This is a genomic window from Streptomyces sp. NPDC048270 (genome assembly GCF_040652335.1).
GTDB lineage: Bacteria > Actinomycetota > Actinomycetes > Streptomycetales > Streptomycetaceae > Streptomyces.
Map to the genome: position 1 here is coordinate 1 of NZ_JBEZLV010000029.1, position 21550 is coordinate 21550.

The 21550-nt window shown below is 74.8% G+C and carries 17 protein-coding genes; 11 read left to right on the top strand and 6 right to left on the bottom strand.

The window, feature by feature from the left end:
* The 7 genes from AB0D66_RS23975 to AB0D66_RS24005 all read left to right on the top strand — a co-directional run.
* A partial coding sequence (locus AB0D66_RS23975; RefSeq protein ID WP_362307028.1) for an SNF2-related protein occupies positions 1 to 1920 on the top strand: 1920 nt, incomplete at its 5' end.
* Positions 1917 to 3176 carry an SWF or SNF family helicase gene (locus tag AB0D66_RS23980; protein ID WP_362307031.1) on the top strand — a complete coding sequence of 420 codons (1260 nt, stop codon included), beginning with the start codon at positions 1917 to 1919 and terminating at the stop codon, positions 3174 to 3176. The genes AB0D66_RS23975 and AB0D66_RS23980, both read left to right, overlap by 4 nt.
* Before the next feature lie 127 nt (positions 3177 to 3303).
* Positions 3304 to 4635: a GAF domain-containing protein gene (locus tag AB0D66_RS23985; RefSeq protein ID WP_362307034.1), complete on the top strand. Its 1332-nt coding sequence runs from the start codon at positions 3304 to 3306 to the stop codon at positions 4633 to 4635.
* 55 nt (positions 4636 to 4690) lie between these two features.
* Positions 4691 to 6214, top strand: coding sequence for an aldehyde dehydrogenase family protein (locus AB0D66_RS23990; RefSeq protein WP_362307037.1), 1524 nt, complete (start codon positions 4691 to 4693; stop codon positions 6212 to 6214).
* 135 nt (positions 6215 to 6349) lie between these two features.
* Positions 6350 to 6757, top strand: coding sequence for an FKBP-type peptidyl-prolyl cis-trans isomerase (locus AB0D66_RS23995; RefSeq protein WP_362307040.1), 408 nt, complete (start codon positions 6350 to 6352; stop codon positions 6755 to 6757).
* A 119-nt stretch (positions 6758 to 6876) separates the two neighbouring features.
* The gene (locus AB0D66_RS24000; protein WP_362307042.1) at positions 6877 to 8385 is read left to right on the top strand and encodes a DUF4246 domain-containing protein; all 1509 of its coding nucleotides are present in this window, start codon (positions 6877 to 6879) and stop codon (positions 8383 to 8385) included.
* A 44-nt stretch (positions 8386 to 8429) separates the two neighbouring features.
* Positions 8430 to 9830 carry a hypothetical protein gene (locus tag AB0D66_RS24005; protein ID WP_362307045.1) on the top strand — a complete coding sequence of 467 codons (1401 nt, stop codon included), beginning with the start codon at positions 8430 to 8432 and terminating at the stop codon, positions 9828 to 9830.
* Between the two features lies 1 nt (position 9831).
* On the opposite strand, the gene AB0D66_RS24010 is transcribed toward AB0D66_RS24005, so the two are convergent.
* Positions 9832 to 10863 (bottom strand): RNA ligase family protein, encoded by a 1032-nt coding sequence (locus AB0D66_RS24010; protein ID WP_362307048.1) that lies wholly within the window; start codon positions 10861 to 10863, stop codon positions 9832 to 9834.
* Positions 10853 to 11833 (bottom strand): MBL fold metallo-hydrolase, encoded by a 981-nt coding sequence (locus AB0D66_RS24015; RefSeq protein ID WP_362307051.1) that lies wholly within the window; start codon positions 11831 to 11833, stop codon positions 10853 to 10855. Before AB0D66_RS24015 ends, AB0D66_RS24010 begins: the two co-directional genes overlap by 11 nt.
* Positions 11834 to 12145: 312 nt before the next feature.
* On the opposite strand from AB0D66_RS24015, the gene AB0D66_RS24020 reads away from it, so the two are divergent.
* Positions 12146 to 12928, top strand: a complete 783-nt coding sequence (locus AB0D66_RS24020) for a YhjD/YihY/BrkB family envelope integrity protein (RefSeq protein WP_362307240.1) — start codon at positions 12146 to 12148, stop codon at positions 12926 to 12928.
* Between the two features lie 122 nt (positions 12929 to 13050).
* Entirely contained in the window at positions 13051 to 14775 is a 1725-nt protein-coding gene (locus tag AB0D66_RS24025) for a PP2C family protein-serine/threonine phosphatase (RefSeq protein ID WP_362307054.1), read from the top strand.
* A gap of 54 nt (positions 14776 to 14829) precedes the next feature.
* On the opposite strand, the gene AB0D66_RS24030 is transcribed toward AB0D66_RS24025, so the two are convergent.
* On the bottom strand, positions 14830 to 15219 hold the full coding sequence (locus tag AB0D66_RS24030) for a hypothetical protein (protein ID WP_362307057.1): 390 nt from the start codon (positions 15217 to 15219) through the stop codon (positions 14830 to 14832).
* A 134-nt stretch (positions 15220 to 15353) separates the two neighbouring features.
* Here AB0D66_RS24030 and AB0D66_RS24035 point away from each other — a divergent pair, with 134 nt between their 5' ends.
* A complete protein-coding gene (locus tag AB0D66_RS24035; protein WP_362307060.1) occupies positions 15354 to 15923 on the top strand; it encodes a carotenoid oxygenase family protein in 570 nt (189 codons plus the stop codon).
* Between the two features lie 48 nt (positions 15924 to 15971).
* Here AB0D66_RS24035 and AB0D66_RS24040 read toward each other — a convergent pair whose 3' ends face one another.
* On the bottom strand, positions 15972 to 17129 hold the full coding sequence (locus AB0D66_RS24040; RefSeq protein WP_362307063.1) for a DUF418 domain-containing protein: 1158 nt from the start codon (positions 17127 to 17129) through the stop codon (positions 15972 to 15974).
* 210 nt (positions 17130 to 17339) lie between these two features.
* Between AB0D66_RS24040 and AB0D66_RS24045 the strand changes: the two genes are divergently transcribed.
* On the top strand, positions 17340 to 18209 hold the full coding sequence (locus tag AB0D66_RS24045) for a PaaX family transcriptional regulator C-terminal domain-containing protein (protein WP_362307066.1): 870 nt from the start codon (positions 17340 to 17342) through the stop codon (positions 18207 to 18209).
* 7 nt (positions 18210 to 18216) lie between these two features.
* Here the strand turns inward: AB0D66_RS24045 and AB0D66_RS24050 are convergent, their stop codons facing one another.
* A complete protein-coding gene (locus AB0D66_RS24050; protein ID WP_362307068.1) occupies positions 18217 to 19227 on the bottom strand; it encodes a hypothetical protein in 1011 nt (336 codons plus the stop codon).
* Between the two features lie 244 nt (positions 19228 to 19471).
* Positions 19472 to 21502 carry a DNA helicase RecQ gene (recQ, locus tag AB0D66_RS24055; protein ID WP_362307071.1) on the bottom strand — a complete coding sequence of 677 codons (2031 nt, stop codon included), beginning with the start codon at positions 21500 to 21502 and terminating at the stop codon, positions 19472 to 19474.
* Positions 21503 to 21550: the final 48 nt, after the last annotated feature.

Here is a 21550-nt window from a genome sequence, read left to right on the forward strand (position 1 = left end):
GCCGCGCCGGGTTCAGCGGCCCCGGCCGGCTCAGCGGCCCCGGCCGGCTCAGCGGCCCCGGCCGGTACGCCGGGTTCCCGGCAGGATCCCGATTCCCCGCACTCCGCCCTCGGTTCCGGCCTGCTCTCCCCCGGCGCCCTGCTCTCCTTCAGCTGGCGCCACGCCCTCGGCGGCCAGGACGACCTCACCCGCGCCGAGCTCGACCGCCTCGCCGAGGCGAACCGCCCGCTGGTGCGGCTGCGCGACCAGTGGGTGCTGATCGACCCGGCCGAGGCCCGCCGGGCCCTCGCCCGACGGGGCAGCCGGCTCACGGCCGCCGACGCACTGGCCGCCGTACTCACCGGGTCGGCGGAGATCGGGGGCGAGCGGGTCGACGTGGCGGCCACCGGCTCCCTCGAACGCCTGCGGGCCCGCCTGGCCGCCGATCCGCAGGAGCCCGGCGGCCCCGCGCTGCTCCCGCCCCCCGAGCTGCGCGCCACCCTGCGCGACTACCAGCTGCGCGGACTGCGCTGGCTGGACCGGATGACCTCGCTCGGCCTCGGCGCCTGCCTCGCCGACGACATGGGCCTGGGCAAGACCGTCACCTTGATCGCGCTCCACCTGCACCGCAACCGCGACGACAGCCGCGACCGCCCCGACGGCGACTGCGCCCCCGCCCGCCCTCGGCCCCAGCCCACGCTCGTGGTCTGTCCCGCGTCCTTGCTGGGCAACTGGCAGCGGGAGATCGAGAAGTTCGCCCCCGGCACGCCCGTCCGCCGCTACCACGGCCCCGCCCGCAGCCTCGCCGGCCTCGGCGGCGGCTTCGTCCTGACCACCTACGGCACGATGCGCGCGGACGCGGCCGTCCTCGCCGCCACCGGCTGGGGCATGGTCGTCGCCGACGAGGCCCAGCACGTCAAGAACCCCCGCTCCTCGACCGCGAAGGCGCTGCGCACCATCCCGGCCGCGGCGCGCGTCGCGCTCACCGGCACACCCGTCGAGAACAACCTCTCCGAGCTGTGGGCCGTCCTCGACTGGACCACGCCCGGTCTCCTCGGGCGCCTCGGCACCTTCCGCACCCGCTACGCCGAGCCCGTCGAGAGCGGCCGCGACCCGCAGGCGGCGGCCCGGCTGAGCGCCCTGGTACGCCCGTTCCTGCTGCGCCGCAAGAAGTCGGACCCGGGGATCGCGCCCGAGCTGCCGCCCAAGACCGAGACCGACCACCCCGTCACCCTCAGCCGCGAGCAGACCGTGCTGTACGAGGCGGTCGTACGCGAGACGCTCGCCGCGATCGCGGAGTCGGACGGGATGGAGCGGCGCGGTCTGGTCGTCAAGCTGCTCACCTCCCTCAAGCAGATCTGCAACCACCCCGCGCAGTACGCGAAGGAGGCCTCCGGCGCCCGTTCCGGCAAGCTGGACCTGCTCGACGAGCTCCTCGACACGATCCTCGCCGAGGACGGCTCGGTGCTGGTCTTCACCCAGTACGTGGCGATGGCCCGGATCCTGGAGAAGCACCTCGCCGGGCGCGGGATCGCCGCGCAGCTGCTGCACGGCGGGACGCCGGTGCCGCGCCGCGAGGAGCTCGTCGACCGGTTCCAGGCGGGCGAAGTCCCGGTGTTCCTGCTCTCGTTGAAGGCGGCGGGCACCGGGCTGAACCTCACCCGGGCCGGCCACGTCATCCACTTCGACCGCTGGTGGAACCCGGCCGTCGAAGAACAGGCCACCGACCGCGCCTACCGGATCGGCCAGACCCAGCCCGTCCAGGTGCACCGCCTCATCGCCGAGGGCACCGTGGAGGACCGGATCGCCCGGCTCCTGGAGCGCAAGCGGGCCCTCGCCGACGCCGTCCTCGCCGGCGGCGAGAGCGCGCTGACCGAACTGACCGACGCCGAACTGGCCGACCTCGTGGCGCTGCGCCCGACCCCGGGGAGTGACGGATGAGCACCCGAGACCCGCACCCGTACCCGCGGGAGAAGACCTTCCCGGCGCTCCCGCCCGCTCCCGCCCGCGGCTTCGCCCGCACCTGGTGGGGCCACGCCTGGCTGAGCGCCCTGGAGGACAGCGCTCTGGACGGAGAGCAGGTCCGGCAGGGCCGCCGCTTCGCGCGCGCGGGCGCCGTCGGGGCGGTCACCGTCCGCCCGGGCGGGCTGACCGCGGTGGTGCGCGACCGGGACGGGACGGCGCACCGGACGGACGTGCTGGTGCAGGAGTTCACCGCCGGCCAATGGGACCGTCTGCTGGGCCTGGCGGCCGGGGAGTCGGGGTACATCGCCGCTCTGCTGGACCGCGAGGTGCCTCCGGAGCTGGCCGAGGACGCGGCGGCGGCCGGGGCGGATCCGCTGCCCGGCATCGGGGACCTCGACCCGCGCTGCGACTGCGGCGAGTGGGACCACTGCCCGCACACGGCGGCGCTGTGCTACCAGGTGGCGCGATTGCTGGACCAGGACCCGTTCGTGCTGCTGCTCCTGCGGGGGCGCGGCGAGCGGGAGCTGCTCGGGGAGCTGGAGGAGCGCAGCAGCGCGGAAGCCGAAGCTCCGCAGGGGGCCGCCGACGAGGGGGTTCCGGCGGCGGAGGCCTTCGCGGCAGGGGCCGTCCTGCCGCCGCTGCCCGCCCTGCCCGGGCTGCCGCAGGGGCCGGGCCAGCCGCCGGCGCTGGACACCGGGGCGGAGGCGGACGGGCTGGACGTGGACGCGGTGGAGTTCCTGGCGCAGGCGGCCGCGTCGGAGGCGTACCGGCAGCTCGCGCGGGCGCTGGCTCCGGGTCATGCCGACCGCGCCCCCGCGGCTCCCCTCACCGCCGCCGAAGACGCCGTACGCCTCACGGCGGAGGCCGGTGACGTCCGGCTCCGCGCCCGCCTGTCGGCGGCTGCCGGACGTGGGCGGGCCGAGATGGAACGGGCCGTACTGGCCTGGGGCTTCGGCGGGGCCCCGGCCCTCGCCGCGCTGGAGGACGACTGGACGCCGGACCGGTCCGCCCTGGCCCGGGCCCGGGCGGCGCTGGCCGCGGCCTGGGCGGACGAGGAGGCTCCGGTCCTGCGGCGGGTCCGCGCCCGCTGGACGGAGGCGGACACCGGTCGCCAGCTCCGGCTGGGCCGGGAGGGCCGCTGGTGGCCGTACCGCCGGGAGGCGGGCAGCTGGATCCCGGCGGGCCCCTCGGCCCCGGACCCGGCCTCGGCCCTGGCGGCCGACCCGGGGTAGGAGCCCGTCGGCCCGGCGCGCCTCCGCACGGGTTTCGGCGCGGACTGGCCGACGTACCGCTTGCCGGGGGCCGGTAGCGGGGCGACGATGGGGCGTTCCGGGTTCCGCGGCGCCACGGGAGGATGGGATGGACGATCCTTCGGTGGCCCTGCCGGGCGGGACCGATCCCGCCGAGCGCACCCGCGTACTGCGGCGTGCGCATGCCGCGTTCACCCGGGACGGGCGGGTCGAGGCCCCCGTCCGCGCGGTCATCGCCCGGTCCTGGCGGCGGTGCGCCCGGGCCCGGGTCAGCCCGGAGTGCCTCCCCCGGCTGGAGCTGGCCGAGGCGCAGCTGCGGCCGTACCGCGAGGAGCACCCGCTGGCCCGGGTGATGCCGCTGTTCCGGGACCTCGTCGGCGCCTTCGCGGCCAACGGGGCGCACCTGCTGGCGGTGTGCGACGCGCAGGGCCGGCTGCTGTGGGTGGAGGGCGAACCGGGCACGCTGCGGCGGGCGGAGGGGCTCGGCTTCGTGCCGGGAGCGCACTGGGCGGAGACGGCGATGGGGACCAACGCGCCGGGTACGGCGGTGGCGGTCGGCGAGCCCGTCCAGGTCTTCGGAGCCGAGCACTTCAGCCGGCGGGTCCATCCGTGGACGTGTGCGGCGGCCCCGGTGCGCGATCCGCGGACGGGCGGGCTGCTGGGTGCGGTGGACATCACCGGCGGCGACGGTCTCGCCCACCCCCATTCGCTGGCCTTCGTGCGGGCGGTCGCGCGGGCGGCGGAGGCCCAGTTGGCGCTGCTCGGCCCCGGGCCGCCGACGGCGGGCGACACGCTCACCGCACTCGGCCAGGACGAGGCGCTGCTGGTCGCGGGAGGCCGCCGGGTGCGGCTGGGGCGGCGGCACAGCGAGATCATGGTCCTGCTGGCGCACCACCCGGCGGGCTTGTCGGGCGAGGAGCTGGCGATCGCGCTGTACGAGGACGAGTCGGTTTCACCCGTGACGTTGCGCGCCGAAATCTCCCGGCTGCGCGCCCTGTTGGGGCCAGCCGCCCCGCTGTCGCGGCCCTACCGCACCGCCGGCGCGCTGGACGCCGACTTCACGGCGCTGACCCGGCAGCTGGCCGCCGGGGCGGTCTCGGCCGCCCTCCACCGCTACCCCGGGCCCCTCCTGCCCGCCTCCACCGCGCCGGGCATCGTCCGGCTCCGGCGGCGGATCGAGGACCAGGCGCGGGCCGCGGTGATCGCCCGCGCGGATGCCGGGCTGCTGACCGACTGGGTGTGCAGCCCGTGGGGCGCGGACGACCGGGAGGCGTGGCGGGCCCTCGCGTCGGCGCTGCCGCCCGAGGACCGCCCGGCCGCGCTGGCCCGGGTCCGCGCCCTGGACGGGGAGCTCGGCGCCGGCGGGTTCCCCCTGCGGCCGCCCGGACCGCCCGGCGGCGGCCGCAGGCGTGCAACGTATCCGCAACCCGCCCGCTCCTAGCGTTCCCCCGAGCGCCGGCCGCTGGTGGCCGGCGTCCGTCAAGGGGAGGACATCCATGGCCCGTTACGCCGCGCCCGGTACCGAGGGCGCGCTCATGTCGTACGCATCCCGCTACGGGCACTTCATCGGCGGTGAGTACGTCGAGCCCGCCCGGGGCGGCTACTTCGCCAACCCGTCCCCCGTCACCGGGGAGACCTTCACGGAGGTGGCGCGCGGTACCGCCGAGGACGTGGAGCGGGCCCTGGACGCGGCGCACGCGGCGGCGCCCGCGTGGGGGCGGACCTCCGTGGCGGAGCGGTCCGCGGTCCTGCTGCGCATCGCGGACCGGATGGAGCAGAACCTGGAGGCCCTCGCGGTCGCGGAGAGCTGGGAGAACGGCAAGCCCGTCCGCGAGACGCTGGCCGCCGACATGCCCCTGGCGATCGACCAGTTCCGCTACTTCGCGGGTGCGCTGCGCGCGCAGGAGGGGGCCCTGAGCCAGCTGGACGAGGACACGGTGGCCTACCACTTCCACGAACCGCTGGGCGTGGTGGCCCAGATCATCCCGTGGAACTTCCCGGTCCTGATGGCCGTGTGGAAGCTGGCCCCGGCGCTGGCGGCGGGGAACACGGTGGTGCTGAAGCCCGCCGAGCAGACCCCGGCGTCGGTCCACTACTGGCTGAGCCTGGTCGCGGACCTGCTGCCGCCGGGCGTGGTGAACATCGTCAACGGCTTCGGCGAGGAGGCCGGAAAACCGCTCGCCTCCAGCCCGCGCGTCGCGAAGGTCGCCTTCACCGGGGAGACCTCGACCGGCCGGCTGATCATGCAGTACGCGGCCGAGCACCTGAAGCCGGTCACCCTGGAGCTCGGCGGCAAGAGCCCGAACCTGTTCTTCGACGACATCTGGACGGCCGACGACGACCTGCGCGACAAGGCCCTGGAGGGGTTCACCATGTTCGCCCTCAACCAGGGCGAGGTGTGCACCAGTCCCTCGCGCGCCCTGATCGAGCGGGGCCGGTACGGCGACTTCCTCGAAGCGGCGGTGGCCCGCACCGAACTGATCGTGCCGGGGCATCCGCTGGACACGGACACGATGATCGGTGCGCAGGCGTCCGAGGAGCAGCTGAAGAAGGTCCTGTCGTACGTGGAGATCGGCCGGCAGGAGGGCGCGAAGATCCTCACCGGCGGCGAACGCGTCGACCACGGCGGCGACCTGGCGGGCGGCTTCTACGTCCAGCCGACCGTCTTCGAGGGCGACAACCGCATGCGGATCTTCCAGGAGGAGATCTTCGGCCCGGTGGTGTCGGTGACCTCGTTCCACGACTTCGACGACGCGGTGCGGATCGCGAACGACACGGCGTACGGCCTGGGGGCGGGCGTCTGGACCCGCGACATCAACACGGCCTACCGCGCGGGCCGCGCGATCCAGGCGGGCCGCGTCTGGACGAACTGCTACCACGCCTATCCGGCCCACGCGGCGTTCGGCGGCTACAAGCAGTCGGGCATCGGACGCGAAACCCACAAGATGATGCTGGAGCACTACCAGCAGACGAAGAACCTCCTGGTCAGCTACTCCCCCAAGAAGCTCGGGTTCTTCTGAGGACCCTCACGTGGGCCGCCGGATGCGGTGTGCTCCGGGGGCGGCGTTCTCGGTAGCGTGACCATCCGCCGCGCGGGATGTCCCTGGGGCGGGTGGTCCGCACGGGGCCCTTCTACGGAGAGTGACGAGGCTGCGATGAGTGAACCGACGAGGCCCGAGGTCCGCGTTCCGACGGGTGACGCTCCCACCGAGCTGACCGTCCGGGACCTGGTCGTCGGGGACGGGGACGAGGTGAAGCCGGGCATGGTGGTCAGGGTCCACTACGTCGGGGTGGCCTTCGAGTCCGGGAAGGAGTTCGATGCCTCCTGGGACCGGGGGGAGCCGTTCAAGTTCGCCCTGGGCGCCGGCAGGGTCATCAAGGGCTGGGACCGGGGGGTGCGGGGCATGCGGGTCGGCGGCCGGCGGGAGATCATCGTTCCGCCGCGGCTCGGCTACGGCAATCAGTCGCCCTCGCCGTTGATCCCGGCGGGCTCGACCCTGGTCTTCGTGGTGGACCTGCTCGACTCGTATTCCGGCACGGCCGGGTGGAGCAGCGCCCGGTGAGACGCGGGTGCGTCGAAGCCCCGGCTCCCGGGGCTGCGACGGCGGGCAGCACGGCTGTGGTGTCAGACCGCTGACGTATCCTTCCCGCCACCGCACACCGACTCGGAGGACCCAGAGAATTGACCGGCCTGTCCGCTTTCCCGCTGCCCTTCCACGCATCGCGTTCCCTGGCGTTCGCGACACCCCGAACGCTGCGGGAACTCGAGATGATGGAGTGCAGCTCACACCTTCGGGCCAAGCCCGGGTGGTTCGACAAGATGAACGATGCCGGCATCGTCGCCCGGTGGACTCGGGAAGCGGTCGACCAGGGTCTCACCGAGGCCCAAGTCCGCTACGTGCTCGCCGAGCTCGCGCACTACGCCGCGCTGCGGGACGGCCGGACCGGTGTCGAGGTGTCCGCCGTCGACGGGGTGTGGCAGTCGGACGCTCTGGTCGAGGACGAGCTGAGGTCCCGGCTGCGCGAGGCGGTCCAGGTCCTGGAGCAGGTCCCCGAGGCGGAGAAGGACTGGCATCCCGGATCCGGCGGCCAGGTACTGGATCTGGTGCATCCTTCGCTGTTCTGCCTGGTGCGGGAGGCGAGTGGCGCGCCCGAGCAGGCGTGGCACAACCCGACGGACCGCTATTCGAGGTACGAGTTCTCGGAGAAGTTCCAGTGGCTGCCCACGGACGTCGACGTCAGTGACGACGGCGAGGTCGCCTTCCGTTCGTACGTGAACAACGTCCACCCCGAGTGGCACCGCGAGCTGCTCTCCGTCCTGCCGGAGCTGTTCGCGCGCATGCTCCCGCTGCTGGAGAACGTGCTGTGCGACCTGCGTCATCCGCGGCCCCTGCGGATAGCGGCCGATCCCTACGGGTGGTACGACTCGGAGCCGCAGCGCCCGGACAAGTCCTCCTACGGCGACGAGGGGGCCTACGAGGAGGCCCTCACCGCCTGGGAACAGGCCCAGGACGACTGGTGGGAGAACCGCTGCCCGGTCGTCCCGGACGCCCCGGCCTTCGCCCCGCCCCAGGTGCCCGACGCATCCGCCCGTGTCGACCTGCGGGGCCGCCGTCTGCAGGTCATCGTCAAGCTCGCCACCATCCATCTCACCCCGGACAAGCCCGAGTACGCCGAGGGCTCCTGGCACGTCGAGGGGATGATGAACGAGCGGATCGTCTCGACCGGCCTCTACTACTGGGACAGCGAGAACATCACCGAGAGCCGGCTGAGTTTCCGCGCCGCGCTCGACGACCCGAACTACGAGCAGAACGACGACAACGGTCTGCGTGAGGTCTACGGCCTGGAGGACGAAGACGCGCTGAACCAGGTACTGGGGTCGGCGTCGACGCCGGCGGGCCGCTGCCTGGCGTTCCCGAACATCCTGCAGCACCGCGTCGGCTCCTTCCGGCTCGCGGACGCCACCCGCCCGGGACACCGCAAGATCCTCGCGTTCTTCCTGGTCGATCCGTCGGCGAGGATCGTCTCGACCTCCGATGTGCCGCCGCAGCAGCCGTGGGCCGACACCTCGACCATGACGCTCGAGCAGGCGAAGGACCATCGCGAACAACTCATGCGGGAACGGAAGTTCTTCGTCGACGAACACAACGAGCAGCTCTACGAGCGTGAGTTCTCCCTCTGCGAGCACTGAGCCTCGCTCCCACCGCTGTCGGCCACAGCACTAGCCTGCGTCTCATGATCGAGGGGGAATACGCCGCACCGTCCGTCGGTGCGCTCGCCGACGAGGTCGCGGCCGTGCTGGCCGACCGCCGCGACCCGGGCGTGGAGACGTTCGAACGGCTGCTCGGCGCCGTGGTGGTGCACGCCCACCGGGACCGGGAGGCACTGGCCGCGGCGCTGGGGCCCGTCCCGCGCGCCTTCGCGGTGCGGCCGAGCCCTCAGGTGGCGTGCCTCGCGGGGGTGGTCGGCGCCGCGGTGGAGCCCGTACGGGCCGAGGAGTCCTGGGAGAAGGCCGGGGCGGGCTGGCTCGAGCTGTGCCAGCACGTGGCGCTGGACTACATAGCGGGCGCGCGCGTGGGCGAGGTCCACGCACGGCTGCGGGCCGGTGACCCGGTCCCGTTCCCGCTGTCCGTGCCGAGCGGGCCGGCCGGTGCGGTGGAGCCGCGCCATCTGGTCGAGCGGCTCGCGCAGTACGGGCGCCTCGGTGTCCGGCCCGGCCCGGCGGACCTGGGGCAGGCGCTGTTGCGCGTCGGCGGCCCGGTCGACGCCGAAGCCGTGCGCGCCGCCGAGAAGCTGGATCTCGCGGAGGGGCCCCGGGTGGCCGACTGGCTGCGGCAGGGCGGCCTCCCGCAGCCGGCGGGATGGCGGGAGCGCGAGTCCGGTGCGCCCGAGCGCCCCAGCAGGCGCCGCGGGGCACGCGCCGGCCGCCGGATCCTGGTGGGGCACGAGGCGATCGAGGGCCGCGGGGCGTTCCCCCGGCGGTTCTGGTCCCTGTTCCGGAAGTTCGAGCCGGACCTCTCCTGTCCGCACTGGTCCCTGCCGGACTTCCGGGACGCGCACACGGTCGCGACGCTGCCCTGGCACCCGGAGATCGCCGCGGCCCGGCTGCTGACCGGGGTCGCGTCGGCGGCCGACAAGGACGGGGGCCGCGGCGCGCCCGCCTTCCTGGAGGCGCTCGCGGCGGCCGACGGCCCGGCCGGGCCGGCCGTGCACCTCGCCGTCGCCTACGGGCTCGCCTCGGTGCCCCAGGAGGACCGGGAGGCCGCCGTACGGGCGCTGCTCCTGCTGGCCGCGCGGGGCAGGCTGGACGGGGGCCTGCTGGGCCGGGAACTCGCCGAGCTCGTCGGGCTGGGCACGCTGAAGGCCGCCCTGGTGACCGAGTCGCTGCGGTCGGCGGCCGCCGCCCCGCAGGGCGCCGCCCCGGTGTGGGCTGTGCTGGCCGCCGGGCTCCCGGGCCTGCTCGCCGCTACCCGGCCGCAGGCGCACGGGGCGCTGCTGGCCGTCGCGGCGGACTCCGCGCGGCTGTCGGGTGCGCGCGGTGAACTGCCCGAGGTGACCGCCCTGGCCCGGCGGACGGGGTCGTCCCGCCTGCTCGAGGAGGCCCGGCGGCTGCGCGACACGCTGGCGGGGCGCTGAGTCAGGGGGCCCGGCGGTCGGCCGCGTCGAAGCGGGCGAGTGCGAGCGCGCCGGCGCCGAGCGCCTGCTCCAGGGCCGGGGCGAGGCCTTCGTCGAGGCCGCCGAGGGCCTCGGCGGCCTCCTCGACCGCGTCCCGGGCGATCTCGGCGGCGACCTGCTCGGCCGGGGTGCGCGGGCCCAGCTTGCTGACGGCCGCCGCAGCCCGGGCCGGGGTCAGCAGCGCGGCGACCTGGCCGAGGAGCCAGCCTGGCACCCCTGCCGCGCCTTCGGCCGGTGCCCGGTAGGGACGGGAGCCGTCGAAGCGCTCGTCCTCGGCGAAGGCGGGGTGCTTGAACTTCGCCACCGGGCGGCCGGCCGGGCCGGCGGCGACTGCGTCGGGGGCCTCCCAGTCCTCGGCGGGCTTGACGACGAGCCCCTCCGCGAGGTTGCCGGGCAGCTCGGGCAGGCCCAGCAGCGCCGGTACCCGGGTCGGGAACACCGGTGTCCGCTCCTGCACCTCGGCGAGCGTTCCGCGCGCGATCAGCGGGGCGCAGTGCAGGCCCGCCGCGTCGGCGGCCTCCCGCAGTGCCCGGTCGCCGGCCCAGCGGGTGGCGCCGCCGGCCGTCTCGACCGTGGCGTCGAACGGCATCCAGAGCAGCCCCGGCGCGTACCAGACGCCGGTCTGCACCGGCTCCGCGCCCGGCGTGGGCGGCACGTCCGGGTGCGGATAGCGCCCGCCGGCCAGTTCGCCGTAGACCGTGACCGGCGCCGAGGGTCCGGTGCCGTACGCGCGGCGCAGGGCGGCGGCGCAGCGGTCCGCGGCGACGGCCAGGGACGGCCAGATCCGCCCCACGCCGAAGAACTCGTCGAGGCCGCTCTCACCGAGCAGTTCGCGGCGCTTGGCCGGGCGTACCGCGGCCCCGCCGCACACGACGGCGAAGTTCGCCCCGTGGACCTTCTCCAGCGCGACCCACTCCCGGGCCGCCCTCGCCTCTCCCAGCCGGGCCCTGGAGGGGATCTTGGGGTACGGCGCCCAGCCGCTGTCAGCCGCCATGCCGACCGCCGCCCTGCTGGTGCTGTTCGGGCAGCCGGCTGTCGGGGTGCGCCCACAGCACGACGTTGTCGGGGCGGGCGTCGCCGAAGAAGGCGAGTACGTCCTGGTCCGAGTGGCGCAAGCTGAAGTGGGTGAGGACGAAGAGGGTGTCCGGGCGGGCCTCGACGACGGGCCGCAGCCGGCTCCAGACGGTGTGCCCGACCCGGTCGGCCCGGTCGAGCTCGGCATCGTCGAGGTAGGTGCACTCGGTGATGACGACCGGGTACTCGAAGAGCCACGGGTTGTCCTCGAAGACGCTGACGTGGGTGTCGCCGAGGAACGCGAACAGCGGCTTCAGCACCTCGTGTTCCACTTCGGCGCCCGCCTTGCGGCGCTGCGCGAGGACGCGCCCGAACTCGGCGCCGCCGCGGCCCTGTCCGGCGAGGGTGCGCCGCAGCTCCTCGTACTCGGGCAGCAGTTCCCGGCGGCGCTCGGAGAAGGCGTAGCCCACGCACGGCACCTTGTGCGCGCACTCCACCACCCGGACGTGGTGTCCGCGGCGGCCGAAGGTGAACGTGTCGCCGCCGCGCACCCCGTGCAGCCGGCAGTTCGCGGCGAGGGCGGGGTCGTAGGCCGTGCCGTGGTTGAGTTCGGCGGAGGCCCGCAGGTGGCGCTCCACGTACGGGACGGCGGGGGCGGGCAGGTGGATGTCGACTCCGGCGGGCCGGGCGGCGAGGTAGTCGAGGTCCTTGGCATGGTCGTGGTGGGTGTGGGTGAGGAAGACGGTCTCCGGCTGACGGCCTTCCGCGAGGCCGGCGTCGAGCGCGCAGCGCAGTTCGGGAATGTGGAAGAACGTCTTGTCGTTGGCGCGCGAGTAGCCGGTGAGGGTCAGCTCGGTGCCGGGTATGCGCCAGGTCTTCCACTGCCGGAACGGGTGTCCCCGCTCGAGCCGTTCGGGGTGGGCGGGCATCCGCTCGGGGGCCTGTGCCATCGGTGCCTCCGTCGGACCGCCGCGATCAAGGTGAGGGCCCGATCGTAACGGGCGGTGCGGCGGGGCGGCCCGTGGTTTTCCGGGGGCGGACCGGCCCGGACCTGCCCGGGACGTGGAGTCCCGGACCGGGAAGTCCTACCGTGGGAGCAGCGGCAACTGGAGCGGCCATGCTCACCACGTCACCCCCGGACCAGTCCCCTTCCCGCCGGTCCCGCCGGCCCGCCCCCCGCGGACCCGGCCGGGGACGCCCGAGTGCCTGCTGCCGAGATGCTCCAGTCTGAGGGGCCCGGGCCGCTGTCGCCCCTGGGGCGGATGCGCAGCGCGGTCCGCCGGGTACGGGCGGGACGCCGCTGGGGGCGCGTGCGGGAGGTGGACCTGTGGCAGCGCGCGCTGGGGTTCGCCGCGCTCGGCTTCCTGACGCTGGTACCGCTGCTGATCGTCGTCTCCGCGGCGGACGCCTCCGGCGGGCAGGGGTTCGCGCAATGGCTCGGGGACGGGCTCGGGGTGTCCGCGTCCGCCCGGTTGGAGATCGAGCAGCTCTTCGCCCTGCCGGGCCAGGCGTGGCGCAGCACCACGGCGTTCGGTCTCGCCCTGCTCGCCGTGTTCGGCCTCTCCTTCGCCACGATGCTGCAGAACGGCTACGAGAGGATCTGGGACCTGCTGCCGGCCCGCTGGTGGGCCAGGTGGCGGCACGTGCTGTGGCTGGCCGTGCTCATCGGGTTCCTCTACCTCTCGGCCTTCACGCCGCTGTGGCGCGACTCTCCGGCCCGCGGCTACGTGACGTTCGTGATCGGCACCCTGTTCTTCTGGTGGTCCCAGCGGCTGCTGCTCGGCGGGCGGGTCCCGTGGACCGCCCTGTTCCCCGGGGCGGCGGTCACCATGGTCGGGCTGCTCGGGCTGCGGATCTTCTCCCGGCTGGTGTTCTCGCCGCTGATCGCGTCCAGCGCCGTGACCTACGGACCCTTCGGCACCGTCCTGGTGATCCAGACCTGGCTGGTCGGCGTGGGCGTCGTGGTGTTCGGCGGCGCGGTCGCCGGCCGCATGCTCCACGAGGAGCTGCTGCGCCGCACGAACCAGGCGAACCGGGACAGCTGAGCCCGCCCCGCGCGGCGGCGGCGCGGGACGCGCCGTCGCACGCTCTCGGACGGCCGACAGCCGCAAAAAGTGACAAAGTCCTCGAGAGGGCCGATTTCCCCCTTCCCCCTTCGTGAGGAACGATGCCGCCTCTGATCCCGCAGGACCCGGACTCGCTGAAGGAACTCCTCGCGCGCGAGGTGGCGGCCCTGCGCAAGGCCGCCGTCGGCGCCGCCGGCGTGCGGCTGGACCAGGACGGGGCGCCCGCGCCGGACCCGGCGGACCCTCCGGCGCAGGCTTGTGCGTGCGGCGGGGGCGGCGGCTCCGGGCACTCCTGCGGCGACGAGCCGGAGGGGCACGATCCGTGGGCCTGCGTCTGCGCCACGCTGCCCGCCATCCCGGTGTCCGCGGCGCTGCTGGTCCCCGTGCGCGACGAGGACGGCCGGACCGTGGACTTCACCGTCAGGGCCGGGAACCACGTCCGGCCGGCCCGGTGGCTGGACTCCCCCGACCGCCAGGTGGGCCGCAGGCTGGGGGACGTCCAGCCGGGAGCCGCGGCCGGCGGGCTGGTCGACGCGCTCGCCGAGGTGCTCCGCACCGGTCGCGCCCTGAAGGCGCTGGCGGTGGACTACACCGAGCGGCGCGGCGACGGCCTGCACCGCACCCAGCTGCTCTACGAGGCCGCGTCCTGCGGGGACAACGTACTGGCGACCTGGCGGCCCGCCCACAACCGTGCGGAACTCCTGTCGCGCGACGCGCAGTACATCGCGTCCATGGGCTGGGGCACCTGGGACCTGCTGTCGGGGGAGACCATCTGGTCCGAGGGGCTGTGCTCGCTCTTCCGCACCGACCCGAGCCGGCCCCTGTCGCTGTCGGACCTGTGCGACGCCACCCTGCTGGACGACGTGCCCCGCCTCGGGAAGCTGCTGCTGGGCCTGCTCGACGGGGAGGAGCCGCCCGGGGCCGAGGTCCGCTTCACCGTGCTCGGCGAGCTGCGGACCCTGCACCTGGTGGGCCGTCCGGTGCTCTCCACCGACGGGCTCGTCTGGTCGGTGCACCTGATCGCCCGCGATCTCACGGCGCAGGTCCGCAGCCGGCAGCGGCTCGCGGCGACCCGGCGCCAGACGGAGCGCCTGCGCGAGGAGGCGGCGGCCGAGCGGCGGGTGGCCTCGGTGCTGCGGGAGGCGCTGCTGCCCACCCACTCGGCGGAGCTCGCCGGGCTCGGGCTGTCCGTGGCGGCCGCCTACGTCCCCGCGGAGTCGGAGGCCGCCGTCGGCGGCGACTGGTACAAGTGCCGCCTGCTGCCCGACGGCCGGGGCCTGCTCGCCATCGGAGACGCCTGCGGGCACGGACTGGGCGCCGTCGCGCGGATGGCGCAGCAGCGCCACGCCCTGGCGGGTCTCGCGCACGCGCCGGGAACCCACGCCGGCGAGCTGACCACCTGGCTCAACGAACTCCTGTGCGGGGACCCGGCGGCCCAGACCGCGACCGGGATCATCGGCCATGTCGACGCCCGGCGCGATTTCCGCTGGGCCTGCGCGGGCCATCCGGCGCCCCTGCTGCTGCGCGACGGCCGGGCGACGGCCCTGGACACCGGCCACCGCGGGCCGCTGTTCGGCATGCTGCCCGGCTACGAGTACGCCACGGCCACCCTGGCGCTGCGGCCGGGCGATCTCCTGCTGCTGTACACCGACGGCATGGTCGAACGGCGCGGGGAGGACATCACCGCGGGCATCGAAGCCCTGCGCGCGGAGCTGGTGGCGTGCGACGGGCTCACGGCGCAGGCGGCCCTCGACCGCATCATGGCCGCGTACACGCCCCAGACCCACGAGGACGACACCTGTCTGCTGGCCATCCGGCTGGACTGACCGGCCGCAGACCGGGTCCCGGGCCCTTCGGGCGGGCCCCGCGGGGGGACGGGATCACTGCGGCATGTCCGGCGAGATCTTCGCGGCGTGCACGGTGAGCCGCCCGATCCGCGTCTCGTGGCTGGTCGCGGTCGTGCTCTGGTCGGTGATCACGTCGGGCCTGGCGTCGCTGAGGTACCACGTGGTGACCGGGGCGGCCGAGTCGGGCCTCATCTCCTCGATCTTGACGTGGCAGGGTTCGGCGGCGGTTTCCGCCGACAGGGCCCAGTCCGCGGCGCCGGGGACGTCGGTGAGGACGCAGTCGCCGAGGGTGAGGGTGAGTTCCTGCCCGGGCAGGCCGAGGTCCCCCTGGGGGCCGAGGCCCGTGACCTCACCGCAGGTGAAACGCTCCCCGCGGACCGTGACGTAGTAGCTGCTGGACGTGTGCGCAACGGATTCGCTCATGCCCTCCGCCTGCCCCGCCCGATCCGTCCCAGACATCGCCGAGGAGCTCACCGGTCCGCTGCCGCCCACCGGCCGGCGAGGAGCGCCGGGCCGGCCCTGCGGGCCGGCGTGGGCGCCGGTGCCGCACCGTCCGGGTGAAGTCGGGCGCAGCGGGGCCGTGGGACTCCGGGAGCCCGACTCGAGTCGGCAACCGACGCAACCTGGACCGCAGTTCGCTCGTCCTGCCACGCGGGCGGGCCGGTGCGGGGGTCGGCCCCGTCCGCACCGCGCCCGCCGAGAGGTCTCCCCCATGCCCGTGGCCAGTCCCGAAGTCAGCGTCCTGTCCGAGGAGTTCGCCGCCGACCCGCCACCTGGGCGCCGAGCACCGCTACCAGTACGCCGTCTCCTTCCCCGACGAGAAGGGCTTCGGCGGCTACGGCATCGTCAAGTACGACCGCACGACCGGAGCCCGCCGCATCCACCGGGCCGGCGACGCCAGGCTGCCCGGCGAGGCCGTCTTCGTCCCCGCCGCCCGCGCCACGTGCGAGGACGACGGCTACCTGCTGACGGTGGTCTCCGACCTCAAGCAGGACGCCTCGCAGCTGCTGGTCCTGGACGCCTCGGGCCTCGACCGGATCGCCACCGTCCACCTGCCCCACCGGGTGTCGGCCGGCGTCCACGGCTCCTGGGTCCCCGACAGCGCCCTGGACGGCGCCGCGGGCTGACCGCGGTCCCGGCCGGCCGCCGGGGCCGGGGCCGGACTCAGGCGGGCCTCAGTCCGCCCGGCCCTTCCAGCGCGGCCTGCGGGCCAGGGTCACGGCGCGCAGCGCCCACTCCACGGGGCCGTAGGGGTGCCGGGCCAGCCACCAGCGGCTGAAGACCAGCTGGGCGGCGAACAGGGCCAGGGCGGTCAGGGTGACGTACGCCGGTGCGAGGCGGCCCACCAGGGCGGCGCCGTACCCGGTGAACACGAGGGCCAGCAGCAGGGATTGGGCGAGGTAGTTGGTCAGGGTCATCCGGCCGGCCGGGGCCAGTACCGCCGCCAGGCGCGGGCCGCGGGGGCCGGCCAGGGTCCGCAGGACCGTGGCCGCGTACGCGGCGGCCAGCAGCGGCGCGGTCAGCACGTCGACGGCCACGGCCACCAGTTGAAATGCCGTTCCGGAGTGCTCCTGGGTGGCGTACGCCCAGACCAGGCCGCCGGCGAGGCCGACGGGGAATCCGGTCCACTGCAGGCGGCGCAGGAACCGCTCGTGCCGGGTGGGGTCGGTGAGCCCGCCGCCCTTGCCGGCCGCCAGGCCCAGCAGGAACGCGGCGAGGGCGGCCGGTGCCTGGAAGAAGGCCAGGATGAACAGCATGTCGGGCAGCTGGCGCAGATGCGCTCCGACCACCGATGCCGCGTCGCCGCGCAGCGCCTCGGTGGCCTGGCGGCCCTGTTCGGTGACGGCGGCGGTGTCGAGGCCGCCGCTGCCGGTGGCGGCGACCGCCCAGGCCAGCAGCAGATAGCCGGCGGCTATCGCGGCGAGCAGGACGCCCGCGGTGATGACGGCGGTGCGCGGCCGGATCCGGTGCACGGCGAGCAGGACCAGGCCGAGCACGGCGTAGGTGGTGAGGATGTCGCCGGGGAAGAGCAGGACCGCGTGGCAGAGCCCGAGGACGAACAGGCCCGCGCAGCGCCGCAGGAAGCGGGGCAGGAAGGCGGCGCCGTCGCGGGCCGCGGAGGCCGCCTGGAGGGTGAAGCTGTAGCCGAAGAGGAAGGAGAAGAGCAGGTAGAACTTGGTCTCGAGGAGGATCTCGGTGAGGTAGCGGACGGCGGTGTCGAACGCGGAGCGGAAGGCCGGTTCCGCCACACCGGTGCCCTGGTAGGCCGAGGCCATGAAGGTGATGTTGACCAGGAGGATGCCGAGGAGGGCGAAGCCGCGCAGGGCGTCCACGTGCGACAGGCGCCGTGGGGCGGGTGTACCGGCCGGTAAGGCGGCTGCCGGTGCTGCCGTGGGTCCGTGCGCGCCTTGCGCGGGCCCTGGCGTGGGTCGGGTGGTCATCGTTCGCCCCTTCGGCGTCGACGGACAGGAACCTATCGGATGCACAACGCTCGTTTCTGATTCGACCGTACTATGTTCATACGAAGAGCGCGAGGAGACATCGTGGACAGAGCACCCGCGGCGCAGGACGCCCCGACCGGGATCGGGACCCGGACCCTGGTGTTCGCCCTCGTCCGTGAGGACGGCACCGTCGACGCGGGCGAGCTGTACGCCGTCGCCGAGGCGCTCGGGATGACGGACCAGCAGGTCAGGCTGTGCGTCAAACGGCTCGTCGGCGAAGGCCGGTTCACCCAGGAGGGCCGGGGCCGCAAGGCCCGGCTGCACGCCGCCGCGGACCCCACCGGCGCCATCGCGCCCGACGCGGAGTACGTCCGCCACGCCTACCGCCAGGACCAGGGCCTCGCCCCCTGGGACGGGACCTGGCACCTGTTCGCCTTCGCCATCCCCGAAACCGCCCGGCAGGCCCGCGACGCCCTGCGCGACACGCTGCTCCACCTCGGCGCGGCACCCCTGCAGGGCGGGCTGTACGTCAGCGCCAACGCGATCGGCGAGATCGTCGAGGCCCACGCCCGGCACCTCGGCGTCCCGGCCTCGCTCACCCGCCTCACCAGCCGCGACCTACGGGTCGGCGGGGAGGCCGACCCGGCCCGGCTGGCCGCCGTGCTCTGGCCGCTCCGGCAGATCGCGGCACGCCACGAGGCGCTCGCCGCGCTCGCCGCGGCCCGCCTCGAGCGGCTGGCCGGCCCCGGCCTGCCCACCGGGACCGAGCGGCTGACATTCGCCATCGAGTTGGCCGCGGCCTTCACCGACGCCATGGAGCCCGACCCCCTGCTGCCCCCCGAGCTGCTCCCGCAGCCCTGGCCCGGCGCCCGGGCCCGCGCCCTGGCCGCACGCTGCTGGGCAGCCCTCGCGGCGGGGGACGGCGAAGCCCCGGGGCGGCTGCGGCTGTTCCGGCTCTACGACCTCGGCTGACCGCCGGTCAGGAGGCCCTGCTGACCGACGCGTAGACCTCCCGGGCCCGCTCACCGAGCCTGGGACCCGCGAGCCAGGTGTTGCCGGCCGGGCCGATGGAGGTGTTGCTGACCAGCGCGAGGGAACCGGCGGGGTCGCGGGCGAACCACCCGCCGCCCGAGGAGCCTCCGGTCATGGTGCAGCCGATGCGGTAGAGGACGGGCTGTCCGCGCCTGACCGCGAGCCGGCCCGGGCGGTCGGCGCAGGAGAACATCCGCTCCCCGTCGAAGGGTGCCTCGGCCGGGTACCCCCACGCCCCCACCGCCGGGATCGCCGACGCCGACGCCGACGCCGCACCGAACCAGACGGGCGCCGCCGCCCCGATCGTCTCCTCCAACGAGGCGCCGGAGCCCGGGCGCTTGACGTGCAGGACCGCGAAGTCGAAGGGGGCACCGCCGCCGCCGCTCGGGGCGCCCTGGGCGATCCACTCGGGCGCGGTCCGGGCACGGTCCGCCCACCAGGTCCCGAAGGGGGCCACGGCGGCCGCGGCGGCGCGGGCCCGCGCCGCCCCGGTCAGCCCCTCGTTGTTGTACGAGGGCACGAAGACGATGTTGCGGAACCACCGGCCCCCGGCACCGCCGTGCACGCAGTGCCCGGCCGTCCACACCAGCCCGGACCGGCCGGGCCGGGCGGGATCCCGTACGGCGGTGGCGGAGCACACGCTCGGCCCTTCGTCCGTGTCGAAGAAGAGCTTCCCGACGACGGCCGCGTGCTCGTGGTAGGAGGTCGCCTCCGGTTTCGCCGCGACCGGGGCGGGCTCGGGGTCGGTCACGTCCGCGTCCGCGTCCTCGCCGAGGCCGCCGGTCACCGGGGTGTCGGCGGGGGCGGCTCCCGCCATCCGGTCGGGGGTCCAGAGCCCCGGGACGACCGGGTTGGTGAAGGCGGCCGGCAGCCGCGGGGAGACACAGCCGGAGGCGGCGAGGACCAGGGTGAGCGCGAGGGCGATCAGGGCGGCCGTGGCGGCGCGGTGCTGGAACATGGTGAGGCCCCCTGGCGGACGGGCCCGGCCCTGGCGGCCGCGGCTTCGGCGTACGACTCGGACACCCGAGCCACGCGGCTCCTCCGGGCGGGGTTCACCCCCGTGCGGGCCGAGACAGAAACGTGATGTTCCGTTCCGCCGCGGCAACCGTGTGCGAGTCCTCCCTGCTGTGGGCCCTCCAAGGCTCCGGCCCGCGCCAGGCCGGCTCCGCCGAGGGCGGCGTCATCCCGGTGGGGCGGACCGGCTACTGCCAGTCGTCCCACGGCGGGTCCATCTCGTCCAGGTCGAAGGGCGGCTCCTCGTCGTCCGGGGCCGCGGACCCGGACGCCGCCGCGGCGGCGGGCACGGCCCCGGCCGCGGGCACCGCCGCGCGGGCCGGGACGGACTCCGCCGCGGGCGCCGGCGCGGGAGCCGGGACCGTCGCGGGAGACTCGGCCAGCGTGTCGAGGACGCCCTCGCCGTACTTGGCGAGCTTGGCCTCGCCGACCCCGCCGATCGTGCCCAGCTCCTCCACCGTGCCGGGAAGGCGCGTCGCGATCTCCCGCAGCGTCGCGTCGTGGAAGACCACGTACGCCGGGACGCCCTGCTCGCGCGCCGTCGCGGCCCGCCAGGCGCGCAGGGCCTCGAAGACCGGTACGGCGGCCGGCGGCAGGTCGGCCGGGACGCGGGAGCCCTTCCCCTTGCCCGACGCCGAGTCCTTGCGGGCCGGGGCGGCGACCGCCTTCTCCTTCCGCATCGAGACGCTGCGGCGTCCTCCCAGCACCTCGGCGCTGTCGTCCGTCAGCACGAGCGTCCCGTAGTCGCCCTCCACCGCGAGCAGCCGCAGCGCCAGCAGCTGGCGCACGACCCCCCGCCACTCCGCCGTGCCCAGGTCCGCTCCGACGCCGAACACCGACAGGGCGTCGTGGTCGAACTGGATGACCTTGGCGGTCTTCTTGCCCTGCAGGATGTCGATGATCTGGCCGGCGCCGAACTTCTGGCGCCGTTCCTTCGCCAGCCGCCACACCGTGGACAGCAGCTTCTGCGCGGCCACCGTCCCGTCCCAGGACTCGGCCGGGGTCAGGCACGTGTCGCAGTTGCCGCACGGCTCGCCCGACTGCCCGAAGTACTCCAGCAGGCGCGTCCGGCGGCAGTCGACCGTCTCGCACAGCGCGAGCATGGCGTCCAGGTGCATGCCCAGGGAGCGGCGGTGCGCCTCGTCCCCCTCGGAGCCGTCGATGAGCTTGCGCTGCTGCACCACGTCCTGCAGGCCGTACGCCAGCCACGCCGTGGCCGGCTCGCCGTCGCGTCCGGCGCGGCCGGTCTCCTGGTAGTAGCCCTCGACCGACTTGGGCAGGTCCAGGTGCGCGACGAACCGCACGTCCGGCTTGTCGATGCCCATGCCGAAGGCGATCGTGGCCACCACGACCACCCCGTCCTCCCGCAGGAAGCGCGCCTGGTTCGCGGCGCGCGTGCGGGCGTCCATGCCGGCGTGGTACGCCACGGCGTCGATGCCGTGCTCCACCAGGGAGGCCGCGGTCTTCTCCACCGAGGCCCGCGAGAGGCAGTAGACGACCCCGGCGTCGCCTTCGTGCTCGGTCCGGATCAGGTCCAGCAACTGCTTGAGCGGGTTGTTCTTCGGGACGATGCGGTACTGGATGTTCGGCCGGTCGAAGCTGGCGACGAAGTGCCGGGCGTCCTCCAGACCGAGCCGGGCCACGATCTCGGCGTGGGTGGCCTCGGTGGCCGTGGCGGTCAGCGCGATCCGCGGCACCTTGGGCCACCGCTCGTGCAGCATCGACAGGGCCAGGTAGTCGGGCCGGAAGTCGTGCCCCCACTGGGCGACGCAGTGCGCCTCGTCGATCGCGAAGAGCGACACCTTGCCCCGGTCGAGCAGCCGCTGCGCGCTCTCGGTGCGCAGCCGCTCGGGAGCCAGGTAGAGCAGGTCCAGCTCGTCCGCGAGGAACGCCTGCTCGACGGCCTGCCGCTCGTACGGGTCCTGCGTGGAGTTGAGGAACCCGGCCCGCACCCCGAGGGCGGTGAGCGCGTTCACCTGGTCCTGCATCAGCGCGATCAGCGGCGAGACCACCACGCCCGTGCCTTCTCTGACGAGCGCCGGGATCTGGTAGCAGAGCGACTTGCCGCCGCCGGTCGGCATCAGCACGAGGGCGTCACCGCCGCCGACCACCTGCTCGATGATCTCCTGCTGCTCGCCGCGGAAGGAGCTGTAACCGAAGACGCGGTGCAGTACCTGCAGCGCGTCGGTGGTCTCGGGGGACGCGTCCGGAAGGGCCATTCACGAAGCCTAACGGCTCCCGCCGACACCCCCGATCCGTCCGCCCGG